Raw genomic sequence first — 13,225 nt, 5'->3', positions numbered from 1 at the left:
GCGGGACGTGCCCGCCCGCCCCTGTCGTCACGGCCGGGGGATGTCGAAGTCCTCGGGGCTGTTCTCGGCCACGCCGGCGTCGAACAGGGTCCAGGCGACGATGGACTGCAGGTCGGCGACGTGCTCGCCGGAGGCGTCCCGGCCGACGGCGACCGGCTCCATGCCGTTCTCCGCGCAGAAGTCGAGGAAGGCCTGGTCGGCCATCGCGGCGTCGAAGCCCTCGTCGATGACCTCGAGGACGGCCTCGTCCAGTCCGGCGGGGACGGCCAGCCCGGTGGTCTCACCCATGGGCAGCACGTCGGCGATCTGCGGCAGCGCGTCGGCCAGGGTGGGGATGGTGACGTCACCCTCGAGCTCGACGGGCTCGTCGGACAGGGTGGCCAGCCCGCGCAGGTCGCCGGAGACGAGCATGTCGTGCATCTCCACCAGGAGCTGGGGGGCGAAGTCCACCTCCCCGCCCAGGGTGGCGAGGATGGCGGGGTTGCCGCCCTCGTAGGGCACGTGGCGGTACTCGACGTCGGCGGCCGTGGCGATCAGCTCGGCGGCCAGGTGCCCGGCGCTGCCCGGTCCGGCGGTGCCGGCGGCGACCTCACCGGGGTTGCCCCGCATGGCCTCGAGCAGGTCCTCGATCGTCTCGTAGGGCGAGTCGGCGGGCACGGCGATGATGTTCGGCGTGAAGGTCGCCAGCCAGAGGTCCCACTCGTCGGGCATGGTCTCGAGCGTCCCCATCACCGGCATGGAGGTGAAGGCGAGCATGCCGTTGGCGAGCATCGAGTACCCGTCCACGTTCGCGTTGAGCACGTTCTGCGTGCCCACCGAGCCGGCGGCGCCGGGCGAGTTCGTCACGACGTACTCGATGTCGAAGTGCCCGCCCATGGCCTCGCCCACGGTCCGGGCGGTCAGGTCGGTGGACCCGCCCGCACCGAAGGGGACGGTCACGTTGACGTCGCGCTCGGGGTAGTTCTCGGCGGCGTCGTCGCCGCCCGCGCAGCCGGCCGCGGCCAGCGCCAGTGCCGCTGCGGCCCCCATCAGGGTGATGATCCTTCGCATGTCATGTCTCCTGGTCCTCAGGTTCGGATGTCGATGACCGAGCTGCCCTCGTGCACGCGGCAGCCGATGGTGGTCCGGTGGTGCTCGCCGGCGGGCTCGGCGAGCTCGCGCAGCAGCTGTTCGGCGGCGACCCGGCCGGCCTCGCCGGGGCAGGGGTCGACGAGGGTGAAGTCGTTGCCACCGACGGTGGCCCAGTCGGGGGCGCCGATCATCACCACGGACAGGTCGGTGCCGGGCCGCACCCCCCGATCGCGCAGCAGGTCGATGCTGCCGCGGGCGGGCACGTTGTAGCCGAGGCACCAGGCAGTGGCCTCGGAGTGCTTCTCGAGCGCCCTCGCCGCCGCCGCCCGACCGCCCTCGACCGAGAAGTCCTCGTGCACGACCCGCTCCACCGGCCGGTGGCCGAGGACGTCGGCGAGCCCGTCCCAGAACCCGAGCCGCCGGCTGTCGAGCGTCTCGAAGCCGGAGTCCCAGCCGAGGAAGGCGGCCTGGTCGTGCCCGCGGCGGCCGAGGTGCTCCCCCAGCAGGTAGCCGCTGCGGTAGTTGTCCGGGAGCACCTCGGCAAAGGTGCCGGTCGTGTCGGGCAACGGCCGGTCGACCAGGACCAGCGGCACGCCGACCGTGCGGATGAGCTCGGTGTTGCGCGCGCCGTCGGTGGTCGGGGCGACGATGAGCCCGTCGACCCGCTGCTCGGCGAGCTTGCGGATGATGTCCCGCTCGCGCCGGGGGTCGTCGAAGGAGTTGCTGATCGAGAGCAGGAAGCCCTCGCGCTCGACGACGGCCTCGACCTCGACGACGAGGTTGGTGAAGTGCTGGTTGCCGAACTGCGGGACGACGACGGCGATGACGCCCTGCCGTTTGCCGTGCAGGCTGCTGGCCGGGCTGCTCTTGACGTAGCCGGTCGCGGCGACCGCGGCCATCACCCTCTGCCGCATGCCGGCGCTGATGTACCGACCTTCCTTGCCGCTCAGGACGTAGGAGACGGTGGCGGCGGTCGTGCCCGCCTCACGTGCCACGTCCTTGAGCGTCGCGTAGCGCCTCACGACCGGGACCCGCGGTCCTGGTCGCGGGGAGCCGACCGGACGGCGGTCTGCCCGACGCCCGTGCTCGATGGGTCCACGTTGACCTCCTGCTCGATAGGCAAACGTTTGCCTATCTGGTGCAGACGAGCATGCCGAAAGGTGTGACGTGTGTCAAGGGCCGGGAGCGGAACCCGGTCGGGAGCGGTGCGACCGCCTCAGCGCGGGCCGGGCCGACCGCTCGCGAGGAGCGCCTGCTCGATCTGGTCCAGTGCCTTGGGCGCTGTGCGCTGCTTGATGAGCCCCTCGAGGCCGTGGGCGGTGACCACGGCGCCCTGCGGCTGCCACACCAGCTGGACGACGGCGGTGTTCATGTTCAACGAGCCCGAGCCCATGAGACCGATCACCACCTGACGGTCGAGGCGCAGCACAGTGCGCAGCAGTGCGGTCACGGCGGCCTCGGACTCGGCCGACGGCGGGACCGGCACCATCCGGGTGTCGCCGTGGATCTTGGTGAACGCCCGTGCCCCGATCCTGCCCCCGGTCCGGCCGCCCGAGCTGCCCCCGGCGGCGCCGGCCGCTCCCCCGAGCCCGCCGGCGGAGATGCCACCACCGATGGCTCCGCCGATCGCCCCGCCCTTGGCTCCGAGGTCGGCGTTGGCCTCGACCAGGAGGTGCTGCACCTCCTCGGCGCTGAGCACCGGCGAGGGGTGGTCGCGCTGTCCGTGCTTGGCCATCAGTCCCGCTCCCGCGTCGCTCCGGTCATGCGCACCAGGGTAGGCGGGCGCCATCTGTGCTCAGGTGGACCGGTCGTCGTCGGGTCCGTGCGCCGGGGCGCGACGGTAGCCGCTGGGGGTGAGGCCGAGGACGCGGCGGAAGTCGGCGTCGAGGTGGGCGTGGTCGGCGTAACCGAGGTCCGCGGCCACCTGCGAGACCGGCAGGTCCGGGTCGGCGCGTAGCCGGTGCACCGCCTCCTGGAGGCGGTAGCGGCGGATGATCGCCAGCGGCGGGACCCCGACGTAGCGCCGCGCGAGGCGCTGGACGGTGCGCATCGACAGGTGCAGCCGCTCGGCCACCTGCTCGACCCGCACCACACGCGGGTCGTTCGCCACGAGGTCCTCCATCGCGTTCGCCAGCGCGGCGTCGGTGCGCGTGCCAGGGCCGGGCGAGGCGTCGTGGGTCTCGTCGTCGTACCCGGCCAGGTGGATGGCGGCCCAGGCCGCGGCGACCGCGATCGCTTCGTCGCGCCCTGCCGTCGCGTCCGGGTCCGCCATGGCGCGCACGACGCCGTCGTGCAGGTCCGGGGCCTCGACGGGGACCTCGCCGTCCCGGACCGACGTCGGATCGACCCCGAGGGCGCCGAGGCCGGCCGGCCGCAGCAGCATCCCCACGGCCCAGCCGGCGCCGGTGAGGTCGCGGTGCGAGGCCCCGGTCTGCGGGCCGACGAGAGTGACGGCGCCCGCCTCGACGACGATGTTGGACGCCGGGAACGGCAGCACCTGCTGGCGCGAGGTGCGCCCCGGGGCGATCTGCCATCTCGGCACCCAGAACCAGCGCACGACCTCGCGCAGCGGCCCGGGCGCCGGCTCGCGATGGAAGGTCGGCAGCCGCGCCGGGTAGAGGATGCCGCGCCCGTCCGAGGTCACGGGCACGACTGTGCGGCACGGCGTCGCGAATCTCCAAGTCCATCGGGACCGGCCATCCGTAGGTTGACCGCATGACCACCAACGAGATCCCCACCCGCGGCGTCACCGGCGCCCACACCACCGACGGCGTCCCGCACGGGTCGACGAGCCTGACCCCTTTCCTCGCGCTGCCCTCGGCCGGCGAAGCGGTCGACTACTACCGGGACGTCCTCGGCGCCCGGGTCGTCGACGTCACCGAGATGGGCGGCGTCGTCGTGCACGCCGAGCTCGACCTCGGCAACGGCCGCCTCCAGATCGGCGAGCCGAGCCCCGAGTACGGTCTGGTCCCACCGCCGGGCGGGGGCGGCGCCTGCTACTCGCTGGGCCTGTACGTGTCCGACGTCGACGCCGTCGTCGCCCGCGCCGAGGCGGCCGGCGCGACGGTCCGCGAGGCGGTGACGACCTTCGTCTCGGGCGACCGCTTCGCCTCGATCATCGACCCCTTCGGCGTGCGCTGGTCGGTGATGTCGCGGGTGGAGGACCTCTCCGAGCAGGAGAGCGCCCGCCGGGTCGCGGCCTGGGCGACCGAGCAGGAGGCAGGGGCGCAGGCGGACGCCGGGACCGCCTGACGTATCGGCTACCGCCGGCCCGACCCCGGGTGAGAGACTGAGGACATGCAGGGACGAAGCACGCTCGCGACGGTGCTCATCATCATCGGTGCCGTCGTCGTGGCCTGGTGGCTGGTGGGCTTCATCTTCCAGGCCATCGCCTTCGTCGGGCGGATCGTCGTCGTCGCGGCCGTCGCCCTCGTCATCTACATCCTGCTCCGACGCGCCCTCTCCTCGTCGTCGTCCTCTTCTTCCGACGAGTGAGCGGTCGCCTGCCCGACGAGTGAGCAGACCCCGGCCTGTCGCATGAGCGGCCTCCCTCTCAAGCGGACCGCGGGACGCCGTCGGTACTGTCGCAGCATGCCCCACGCACACCACAGCCCCGACGCGCACGAGCACGACGAGCCCGCGCACGAGGGGCACCACCGTGCCGACGCCGACGCCGACCCGACGACCTACTGGGACGGCCGTTACGGGGAGTCGGAGCGGATGTGGTCCGGGAACCCCAACGCGACGACCATCGACGTCGCGGCCGACCTCCCGGGCGGACGCGCCCTCGACCTGGGCTGCGGCGAGGGGGCCGACGCGATCTGGTTGGCCCGGAACGGCTGGCGCACGACCGGCGTGGACATCTCGGCGGTCGCCGTCGGTCGTGGGCGGGCGGCCGCCGCGCAGTTCGGGCTCGACGAGGACGAGCTGCGCCTCATCGCCACGGATCTGACCTCCTGGGACCTCGACGGCGCCGCCTACGACCTCGTCACCGCGAGTTTCTTCCACTCGGACGTGGCGCTGGAGCGGCTGGCGATCCTGCGCCGGGCGGCAGGCCATGTCGCCGCGGGCGGGTACCTGCTTCTGGTCACGCACGCCGCTCCCCCGCCGTGGGCCGGCGAGGGTCATCTGCACGACATGCCCACGCCCGCCGAGGAGCTCGCCGCCCTCGACCTTCCCGCCGACGAGTGGGAAACGGTCCTCGTCGAGACGCGCGAGCGCGTCGCGACATCGCCCGACGGCGAGGAAGCCACCCTGCTCGACGGCGTGCTCCTGCTGCGCCGGCGCTGAGCGGTCCGGGGCCCGCTGCCGCTCGCGGTTGCGGCGGACCTGTGAACGGCTCGTCTGTCCACAGATCTGGTGAAGCGCGTGTGCGCCTGTGGTCGGCTCGCTACTGTCATGGGCATGAGGCGACCTGGGGGGAGCCGTCCTCGGGCGGTGGCTGCATTCGCGCTGGCGGCGATGATGGCACTCGGCGCGTGCGGCGGTGGGGACGAGGAAGCGTCGTCGCAGACGCCGCCGGTGCTGGTGGGGCCCTCGGACGTCGACGACGGCGGTGAGTCCGGTTCGGAGGCCTCCTCCTCTGGTGGTGAGTCCGAGTCGGGCGAGACACCGTCGGATGGTGAGCTCTCGACCGAGGACATCGAGTGGACCGAGTGGGAGCTCGAGCGTCGTTCGCGGCCGGCACCGGAGCCGCCGCCCGAGATGGACGACGACGGCGAGGCCGGCGCGATCGCTGCGGCTGAGTACTACCTGGCGCTCCTGGCCCACGCGGACGAGACCGGACTGTCGGATGGAATCGACGACATCTCGATGGACGAGTGCATTGTCTGTGCGGAAAGAATCGAGTTGTACGCCCGATCTGCGAGAGACGGCGAGTACGTCGACCAGTCCGCTTATACCGTTGACCATGCCGCAGTGAACATCGACGACAATGCGAGCACAGACTGGTTTGTCCGTCTCGATGGAACTCAGGCCGCGCGCGCTCTAGTGGACGCTGATGGCAATGTGCTGCAGGAGGCGCCAGACAATCCGTTCACGTTTCGATTGGTCATCGTTCGGGACGACGACTCGTGGCGCATCCGGCAGGTCATTCCAGGAGAGCTCGAAGAGGAAGCGTCTTCGTCGTGAGCGCACCCCAGGGCGCGATGTTCGTCGTCGCAGCATCGTTGCTGCTCGCCTCGCAACCACTTGTGTCATCTCCAGCAGGAGGTGGGTGCGAAACAGTCCTCGATTGGGAATGCGCGGCGGATATTGACGGCCCCGCCGCGATTGTTGACCTGGAGAACTTCCCCGACGATCCGAACAGCGACGCCTCAGGAGTCGGCGACAATCCCCAGTCGAGCCCGCCGACTACGGCCGCCATCGGCTTTTCGGTCGGGTATTCCCCCTTCGTCTACTCGTTGACTCCGGACATGCTGGCGTTCTGGATGGGCGACACCGTCATTCGCACCACCGAAGGGTGTGCGGCGCCGAGTCGTGCCGGCGCGGGTCGGCCGGGAGCGCCGCTGGCTCTCGATGACGGCTACTACTGCCTGGGCAGCCCCGCCCCGGCTGAGCCGGGCGAACCGCCGGTCGTCGTGGTCGCCGAGGACGCGGAGCCGGTCGAAGTCTCGCTGTCCCGTTCCGAGGCAGCCCGGCTCCTGGTGAACACCGGGGAGGCGAAGACGGACGGCATGTGGCAGCTGGCGAACATGCCGGTCCTTCTGTGGACCACGGCCGAGGCACACACCGTGACCACCGAGCTGCTCGGCTTCGAGGTCCAGGTCCGCTACGAGCCGGTGGAGTTTGTCTGGGACCCGATGGACGGGTCGGGCCCGTTCTCCAGCGGCACCGACGCTGGTGCGCCGTACCCGGACCACACCGTGTCCTACCCCTACCCGGACGGGCACCACTCCATCCATGTCGAGCTGACGACCGAGTGGGTCGCGGAGTACATGGTCATCGGCCTGACCGGCTGGCAACCCATCGACGGCACGATCCCCATCACCACAAGCACCGAGTCTTTCGAGGTCCGCGAACGCGTCGTCCGCCTCGTCCCGGAATGCGCCATTGGCAACCGCTGCTAAGAGGGCGCCCATGCCACGACATCGCACCGCCGCGGCATGACCTGCCATCACCGCGCGCCGCACCGCACCCGGTCAGCCGGCCGGCGTCTCGGGCAGCTCGTGCTCGCGCACCAGGCGCGTGCTGATCTGTGAGGCGACATAGGCGATGGTCAGCAGGGACAGCGCGACGGCGCCGAGGAAGACCGCGGGGAGCCCCCAGACCTCGCCGACCACGCCACCGACGAGCGCCCCGAGCGGCATGAGCCCGTAGCCGATCATCCCGCCGGCACCGCCGACCCGGCCCAGCTTCTCCACCGGCACGAGTCGCTGGCGCAGCGTCCGGGTGAGCACATTGCCCACCATGTTGAACATGCCCACGAACGTCAGCGCAGCCCCGATCGCCCAGGGCTCGGGGACAAGGACCGGGACGGTGAGCAGGCCGAAGCAGATCGTCCAGCTCGCCACCAGCAGCGGCACCTCCGGAACCATCGCGAGGAGCTTCTCGGCGAGCACCGCCCCGACGAGCGCCCCGGCGGCGAGGAACACCCCCATCAGCGCGTAGTGCTCGGGCGCCATCCCCACTCGGGACTCCTCCCCCACGACCCACAGCACGATGACGGCGAAGTACGCGGTGTTCGCGAAGTTGAGCAGCGACTGGGCAACCAGGAGGGGACGCAGGACCCGGTGGCGCACCTGCAGGCGCATGCCCTCGACGACCTCCTGCAGGCGCGAGCCCGCAGGCTCGGAGCGCTCCGACCGGTAGCTCCCCCGCATGCCGAGCCCGACGACGAGCAGGAACGCCACGCCCAGGACGGCCGGCACGCCGAAGATCCAGCCGCTGCCGAGCACGAGGAGGGCGCCGGCGACCGGCGCACCGAGAAAGTTGGTGCCGGCATGCTCCATCCCCATCACCCGTCCGTTGGCGGCCGAGAGCCGTGAACGCGGCACGAGCTGGGGGACGATCGACGAGCCCGCCAGGTCGACGAGGACCTGCGTGACGCCGTAGAGGCCGACCGCGGCGATGAGCACCGGCATGGTCAGGTTGTCCGTGGCGGCGAGCACCGTCGTCGAGGCCATGACGACGACCCGGACGGCCATACCCGCGAGCTGGACGTGCCGACGGTCCGCGCGGTCGACGACGACCCCTGCCAGCACCCCCAGCAGGAGCCACGGCAGCCAGAAGGCGACCTGGATGAGCGAGATCTGACCGGGCGAGCGCGTGAGCGTGACCGCCACGAGCGGGACCCCGACGAGGATGATGCCGTCGCCGAGGTTGGCCAGCCCCACACCGGTGAGGTGGACGCCGAACGGGCGGCCGAGCGGCTCGCGGGCTGCCGGCGGCTCGCTGCGCGACGGAACCGGCGCGGTAGCCGGCTCAGCGGGGGTCGACGCCTGATCGGCGTCGACGGTGGTGGGCGGTGCGTCCTGCGTCGACATGGCGTCTCTCCTCTAGGCTGTGACAGAAGATCGTCTGCAAATAGAACTCTGCAAAGGTATCTCTGCATCATGTCGACGCGCAACCCCTCGGCGGGATCTCCCGACCCCGAATCCGACTACCTCGCCCCCGCCATCGGCCCGGCCGCCATGAAGGCCTTCGCCCACCCGCTGCGGATGGCGATGTACGACTACCTCAACGACCACGAGGCGGCCACGGCGACGATGCTCGCCAAGCACACGGGCGAGAGCACCGGGCAGACCAGCTACCACCTGCGCCAGCTCGAGCGGCACGGGTTCGTGGCGGAGGACCCCGGCCGCGGGACCGGGCGAGAGCGCTGGTGGAAGTCGCTCGGCTTCCGCATCGACGGGCTCGACCTGGCCAAGGACTCCCGCTACCGCCCCGCGCTCGAGCTCGCCCTGGCCCACACCGCCCAGGACCGCACCCGCACCGTCGCAGACTGGATGCGCCGCTCCGAGGACGAGGACCCCGCGTGGGTGTCGGCGAGCGTGACGTCCCGCAGCACCGCCACGATGAGCCGGGACGAGGTCGAGGCCCTCAAGGACGCGGTGATGACGCTCATCCACGAGCACACGACAGCGGCCGACGAACGTCGCACCGCCGCGCGGGAGGCAGGGGCGGCCGCCGACGGTTCAGCACCCGGAGCGACCGGTCAGCCGACATCGGGGGCTGCCAGGTCGCCCGACCTGCTGGAAGGTGAGGCTCAGGAGGCCGGAGCGGCCGAGGAGCGACGCGTCCGCGTCTACTTCGACATCTTCCCGCTCGCCGAGGAGTGAGCGCGCCTCGGTCCGCCCGCCACCGCGGACCGAGGTCCTGCCCCCGCCGTGCGCGCTGCGGCTAGCGTCGGAGGGGACCACCGTCACCCACCAGGATCGGAGTCCCATGTTCTCCCTCAGCGGCAAGATCGCGGTCGTCACCGGCGGAGCGAACGGCATCGGTCGCGGCATCGCTGCCCGCCTCGTCGAGGCCGGGGCCACCGTCGTCATCGCCGACATCGACGACGAGCGCGCCACCGCCACGGCGGCCGAGATCGGCGCGGAGTCCGAGCACTGCGACGTCACCGACGGCGCCCAGTGCGCCGAGCTCATCCGCACGGTCGTCGAGCGGCACGGTCGCCTCGACATCCTGTGCTCCAACACGGGCATCTTCCCGCAGGCCCCGATCGCGGAGATGACCGAGGAGCAGTGGGACCAGATGCACTCCGTCAACCTCAAGGGCACCTTCCTCGTCACGCAGCCGGCGCTCGCCCAGATGCGGAAGCAGGGTGGCGGCCGCGTCGTCATCACCTCCTCGATCACCGGTTCCGTCACCGGCTACCCGGGATGGGCCCACTACGGCGCGAGCAAGGCGGGCCAGCAGGGCTACATGCGCAGCGCCGCCCTGGAGTACGCCAAGGACGGCGTGACGGTCAACGCCGTCCTGCCGGGCAACGTGCTCTCCGCGGGGCTCGAGGCGCAGGGCGAGGAGTACCTCGCGGCGATGTCGAAGTCGATCCCGATGAAGCGCCTCGGCGACCCGAAGGACATCGGCGCCGCCGCCGTCTTCCTCGCCTCCGACGAGGCCGCCTACGTCACCGGCCAGACGATCATCGTCGACGGCGGGCAGATCCTGCCCGAGGAGCCCGACGCCATCCTCTGACCCGGCGGCTCCGGCATGTCCGGCGGCCCTGGGTCGGCCGCCGGCGTCCGACCCGGCCGCCACGGTCAGGCGCCCACGGTCAGTCGCTGGCCGCCGGCGTCCGCCCACGATCGAGCCGCTCCACCGTCACGGCACCGACGTCGACGCCGTCGGGCTCGGGGACGGTGGTGCCCGGCAGCGCGGCGGCGGCGCTGCCGTAGGCGACCGCGGAGGCGAGCCGTTCGGCGGGCCCGCCGCCACGGCGCTCGGCCAGCAGGTAACCGAAGAGGCTGGAGTCCCCGGCACCGACCGTGCTGAGCACGGCCACGGGCGGGCTCGGGGCGTGCCAGGCGCCGTCAGCGGTGGCCAGCACCGCTCCCCCGGCGCCGAGCGTGACGAGCACCGCCCCCACCCCGCGCTCGACGAGGTCGGTCGCCGCCCGCGCCGCCGCGTCCCGGTCCCGCTCGAGCAGGTCGGGCTCGGCGCCGGTGAGGCTGGCGAGCTCCTCGCCGTTGGGCTTCATGAGGTCGGGCGCGGCGCCCGGCAGGGCAGCGGCGAGCGCGGCGAGCGGGGCGCCGCTCGTGTCCACGGCCACCTGGGCCGGGCCCCCGCGCAGGGCGGCGACGAGGTCGGCGTACCAGCTCTCGGGCGCCCCGGGCGGCAGCGAGCCCGCGAGCACCACCCAGTCCGCACCCGCGGCGAGGTCGACGACGGCGTCGGCCAGGGACGCGAGCAGCCGCGCGTCGGCCTCGGGCCCGGGGTGGTTGATCTTCGTCGTCGTACCGTCGGGCTCGGTGATCGTCAGGTTCTCCCGGACGGGCCCCGCGGGTCCCCGGGGCCGGCAGTCGATGCCGGCGGCGCGCAGCTCCGCGACGAAGGGGCCCTCGGGCGGGGCGGGCACGACGGCGACCGTGGGGACGCCGGCCTTGACCGCGGCCCGCGAGATGTTGACGCCCTTGCCGCCGGCCTGCGCGGCGGAGCCGGTCGAACGCACGACCTCCCCGCGCCGCAGGGCGCCGCCGAGCACCACCGTGCGGTCGGTCGACGGGTTCGTCGTGAGGGTGACGATCATGCGACCACGAGCTCGATCCCGTGCTCGGCCAGGGTCGCGCGCGGCACCGGCAGGTCCTCGGAATCGGTGACCACGACGTCGACGTCGGCGAGGTCCGCGAAGCTCATCGTCGTGTCGCGGCCGAACTTGGTCGAGTCGGCGAGCACGACGACGCGGCGCGCGCTGCGCACGAGCGCCGCCTTGACGGCCCCCTCCCCCGGGTCGGGGGTGGAGAGCCCGTGCTCGACGCTGAGGCCGTTGGTGCCGAGGAAGGCGACGTCGACGCGGACCTGCTCGAGCGCGTCGGTGGTCGCGGAGCCGACGGCGGCCTGGGTCGTGCGGCGCACACGGCCCGGCAGGAGGTGCACGTCGACGTCGGCGAGGTGGGCCAGTCCCGCCGCGATCGGCACGGCGTGGGTGAAGGCGACGAACCGGGAGTCCGCGGGCACGAGGTGGACGAGGCGCCCGGTGGTGGTGCCGGCGTCGAGGGCCACGGTGCCGCCGGGCTCGGGGAGGTAGGCCAGGGCCGCCAGGGCGATGCGCTCCTTCTCCGCAGCGCGGGTGGCGTCGCGCTCGTCGAGGCCGGACTCGATGGCGGACAGGGAGGCGACAGGGACCGCGCCGCCGTGCACGCGCCGGACCAGGCGCATCCGCTCGAGCACGCTGAGGTCGCGGCGCACGGTCTCCCCGGTGACGTCGAACTCCTCGGCGAGCTCGGCCACGGAGACCCGGCCGCGGGCGAGGACGAGCCGCGCCGCGGCCTGCTGCCGTTCCTCTGCGTACACGCTGCTCCTCCCCGCGCCCGGTGCCGGGCGGACCTGTTCGATGCTAGGCGGACGGCCGCCTCAGGGCTCGACGGTGACCTTGATACCGGCGCCCGAGCGCACGATGTCGAAGGCGCTCAGCGCCTCGGCGAGCGGGACGTGGTGGGTGATGAGGTCCCTGACCGGCACCCGGCCGGCGGCGATGTGTTCCAGCGCCTGCCGGTTGTGCTCGGGCGCGGAGCCGTTGGCGCCGTGGATGTGCAGCTGGCGGTAGTGCACGACGTTGGAGTCCAGCGCGATGACCGGGTCGTTCTTGGGCAGGCCGCCGAAGAAGGAGATGCGCCCGTTGCGGGCGGCCATCGCGACGGCCTGCTCCTGGGCGACCTTCGCGGCGGTGGCGGTGATGACGACGTCGGCGCCGCGCCCCCCGGTCAGCTCGAGCACGCGCTCGACGACGTCGACCTGGGAACCGTCGATCGTCTCGTCGGGCCGGGCGACCGCCGCGGACATCGCCAGGCGCTCGGCGTTGACGTCGACGAGGTGGACGGCGCCGGCACCGTGGACTCCGCGTGCCACGCGGATGTGCATGCAGCCGATCGGGCCGGCGCCGAAGACGACGACCACGTCGCCGGGCTCGATGCCGAGCAGCTCCTGGGCGTTGATCGCGCACGCGAGCGGCTCGGCGGCGGAGGCCTCGTCGAAGCCGACGCCGTCGGGTATGCGGTTGAGGCCGTCGACGGCGAGGACCTGGCGCGGGACGACCATGTACTCGGCGAACCCGCCATCGTATTGGTAGCCCATCGACGTCTGGTTCTGGCACACCGCCATCCAGCCGCGGCGGCACTCGTGGCAGTCGCCGCACGGCACCGCGGCGATGACCTGCACCCGGTCCCCCACCTGCCAGTCCGTCCCGTAGGTGGCGGCGACGTCGGCCCCGACCTCGACCACCTCGCCGGCGATCTCGTGACCGATGGTCCGCGGCGGCGTGAGGTTCTGGTGGCCGTTGTGGAAGATCTTCACGTCCGTGCCGCACGTGGAGCAGGCGCGCACGCGGATCTTCACCTCGTCCGGCCCGCAGGAGGGTTCGGGACGCTCCTCCAGCCGGACGTCCTCGGGTGCGTAGAAGCGCAGGGCCTTCATCGGTCCTCCAGGGTCGATGGTCCGGACGCCGGTTCGGGCGCCAGGACCCCACTGTATCCACACGAACGGACACATATCC

15 protein-coding genes are annotated in these 13,225 nt (G+C 72.4%); 7 read left to right on the top strand and 8 right to left on the bottom strand.

Translation table 11 applies throughout. The features are described 5' to 3' along the window. Positions 1 to 27: 27 nt before the first annotated feature. The 4 genes from AC3D3D_RS13620 to AC3D3D_RS13605 all read right to left on the bottom strand — a co-directional run bounded on the left by AC3D3D_RS13620 (position 28) and on the right by AC3D3D_RS13605 (position 3,715). Positions 28 to 1,050: a tripartite tricarboxylate transporter substrate binding protein gene (locus AC3D3D_RS13620; RefSeq protein ID WP_463662995.1), complete on the bottom strand. Its 1,023-nt coding sequence runs from the start codon at positions 1,048 to 1,050 to the stop codon at positions 28 to 30. 17 nt (positions 1,051 to 1,067) lie between these two features. Then, the gene (locus tag AC3D3D_RS13615; RefSeq protein ID WP_463662994.1) at positions 1,068 to 2,066 is read right to left on the bottom strand and encodes a LacI family DNA-binding transcriptional regulator; all 999 of its coding nucleotides are present in this window, start codon (positions 2,064 to 2,066) and stop codon (positions 1,068 to 1,070) included. 221 nt (positions 2,067 to 2,287) lie between these two features. Further along, complete coding sequence (locus AC3D3D_RS13610; RefSeq protein ID WP_463662993.1) at positions 2,288 to 2,806, bottom strand: hypothetical protein; 519 nt, start codon at positions 2,804 to 2,806, stop codon at positions 2,288 to 2,290. 60 nt (positions 2,807 to 2,866) lie between these two features. After that, positions 2,867 to 3,715 (bottom strand): helix-turn-helix domain-containing protein, encoded by an 849-nt coding sequence (locus AC3D3D_RS13605; protein WP_463662992.1) that lies wholly within the window; start codon positions 3,713 to 3,715, stop codon positions 2,867 to 2,869. 71 nt (positions 3,716 to 3,786) lie between these two features. On the opposite strand from AC3D3D_RS13605, the gene AC3D3D_RS13600 reads away from it, so the two are divergent. From AC3D3D_RS13600 to AC3D3D_RS13580, 5 genes are all read left to right on the top strand, one after another. After that, entirely contained in the window at positions 3,787 to 4,323 is a 537-nt protein-coding gene (locus AC3D3D_RS13600) for a VOC family protein (RefSeq protein ID WP_463662991.1), read from the top strand. A gap of 45 nt (positions 4,324 to 4,368) precedes the next feature. Beyond that, entirely contained in the window at positions 4,369 to 4,566 is a 198-nt protein-coding gene (locus AC3D3D_RS13595) for a hypothetical protein (RefSeq protein WP_463662990.1), read from the top strand. 96 nt (positions 4,567 to 4,662) lie between these two features. Then, positions 4,663 to 5,361, top strand: a complete 699-nt coding sequence (locus AC3D3D_RS13590; protein ID WP_463662989.1) for a class I SAM-dependent methyltransferase — start codon at positions 4,663 to 4,665, stop codon at positions 5,359 to 5,361. A 147-nt stretch (positions 5,362 to 5,508) separates the two neighbouring features. Further along, positions 5,509 to 6,201, top strand: coding sequence for a DUF6318 family protein (locus tag AC3D3D_RS13585; RefSeq protein WP_463662988.1), 693 nt, complete (start codon positions 5,509 to 5,511; stop codon positions 6,199 to 6,201). Then, positions 6,198 to 7,139 carry a hypothetical protein gene (locus AC3D3D_RS13580; protein ID WP_463662987.1) on the top strand — a complete coding sequence of 314 codons (942 nt, stop codon included), beginning with the start codon at positions 6,198 to 6,200 and terminating at the stop codon, positions 7,137 to 7,139. The genes AC3D3D_RS13585 and AC3D3D_RS13580 overlap by 4 nt, the downstream gene beginning before the upstream one ends. A gap of 72 nt (positions 7,140 to 7,211) precedes the next feature. Here the strand turns inward: AC3D3D_RS13580 and AC3D3D_RS13575 are convergent, their stop codons facing one another. Beyond that, a complete protein-coding gene (locus tag AC3D3D_RS13575; protein ID WP_463662986.1) occupies positions 7,212 to 8,555 on the bottom strand; it encodes an MFS transporter in 1,344 nt (447 codons plus the stop codon). 69 nt (positions 8,556 to 8,624) lie between these two features. On the opposite strand from AC3D3D_RS13575, the gene AC3D3D_RS13570 reads away from it, so the two are divergent. Next, complete coding sequence (locus tag AC3D3D_RS13570) at positions 8,625 to 9,350, top strand: winged helix-turn-helix domain-containing protein (protein ID WP_463662985.1); 726 nt, start codon at positions 8,625 to 8,627, stop codon at positions 9,348 to 9,350. 106 nt (positions 9,351 to 9,456) lie between these two features. Beyond that, positions 9,457 to 10,212 carry a 3-oxoacyl-ACP reductase FabG gene (gene fabG / locus AC3D3D_RS13565; RefSeq protein WP_463662984.1) on the top strand — a complete coding sequence of 252 codons (756 nt, stop codon included), beginning with the start codon at positions 9,457 to 9,459 and terminating at the stop codon, positions 10,210 to 10,212. Positions 10,213 to 10,291: 79 nt separating this feature from the next. On the opposite strand, the gene AC3D3D_RS13560 is transcribed toward fabG, so the two are convergent. Genes AC3D3D_RS13560 through AC3D3D_RS13550 form a run of 3 tightly spaced genes read right to left on the bottom strand, consistent with a single transcriptional unit; the run spans position 10,292 to position 13,146 of the window. Beyond that, positions 10,292 to 11,263: a 1-phosphofructokinase family hexose kinase gene (locus AC3D3D_RS13560; protein WP_463662983.1), complete on the bottom strand. Its 972-nt coding sequence runs from the start codon at positions 11,261 to 11,263 to the stop codon at positions 10,292 to 10,294. Beyond that, complete coding sequence (locus AC3D3D_RS13555; RefSeq protein WP_463662982.1) at positions 11,260 to 12,027, bottom strand: DeoR/GlpR family DNA-binding transcription regulator; 768 nt, start codon at positions 12,025 to 12,027, stop codon at positions 11,260 to 11,262. Before AC3D3D_RS13555 ends, AC3D3D_RS13560 begins: the two co-directional genes overlap by 4 nt. 60 nt (positions 12,028 to 12,087) lie before the next feature. Next, complete coding sequence (locus tag AC3D3D_RS13550) at positions 12,088 to 13,146, bottom strand: zinc-dependent dehydrogenase (protein ID WP_463662981.1); 1,059 nt, start codon at positions 13,144 to 13,146, stop codon at positions 12,088 to 12,090. Positions 13,147 to 13,225 lie beyond the last annotated feature (79 nt).

It is taken from the genome of Georgenia sp. X1117 (assembly GCF_057784635.1).
Note: the sequence above shows the minus strand (reverse complement) of the source record. Positions and strands in the feature narration are given on the sequence as shown.

Coding starts and splice junctions, on each gene's coding strand:
- AC3D3D_RS13600 (WP_463662991.1), top strand. CDS start 3,787: ATGACCACCAACGAGATCCCCACCCGCGGCGTCACCGGCGCCCACACC.
- AC3D3D_RS13575 (WP_463662986.1), bottom strand. CDS start 8,555: ATGTCGACGCAGGACGCACCGCCCACCACCGTCGACGCCGATCAGGCG.
- AC3D3D_RS13570 (WP_463662985.1), top strand. CDS start 8,625: ATGTCGACGCGCAACCCCTCGGCGGGATCTCCCGACCCCGAATCCGAC.
- AC3D3D_RS13620 (WP_463662995.1), bottom strand. CDS start 1,050: ATGCGAAGGATCATCACCCTGATGGGGGCCGCAGCGGCACTGGCGCTG.
- AC3D3D_RS13550 (WP_463662981.1), bottom strand. CDS start 13,146: ATGAAGGCCCTGCGCTTCTACGCACCCGAGGACGTCCGGCTGGAGGAG.
- AC3D3D_RS13595 (WP_463662990.1), top strand. CDS start 4,369: ATGCAGGGACGAAGCACGCTCGCGACGGTGCTCATCATCATCGGTGCC.
- AC3D3D_RS13590 (WP_463662989.1), top strand. CDS start 4,663: ATGCCCCACGCACACCACAGCCCCGACGCGCACGAGCACGACGAGCCC.
- AC3D3D_RS13560 (WP_463662983.1), bottom strand. CDS start 11,263: ATGATCGTCACCCTCACGACGAACCCGTCGACCGACCGCACGGTGGTG.
- AC3D3D_RS13610 (WP_463662993.1), bottom strand. CDS start 2,806: ATGGCCAAGCACGGACAGCGCGACCACCCCTCGCCGGTGCTCAGCGCC.
- fabG (WP_463662984.1), top strand. CDS start 9,457: ATGTTCTCCCTCAGCGGCAAGATCGCGGTCGTCACCGGCGGAGCGAAC.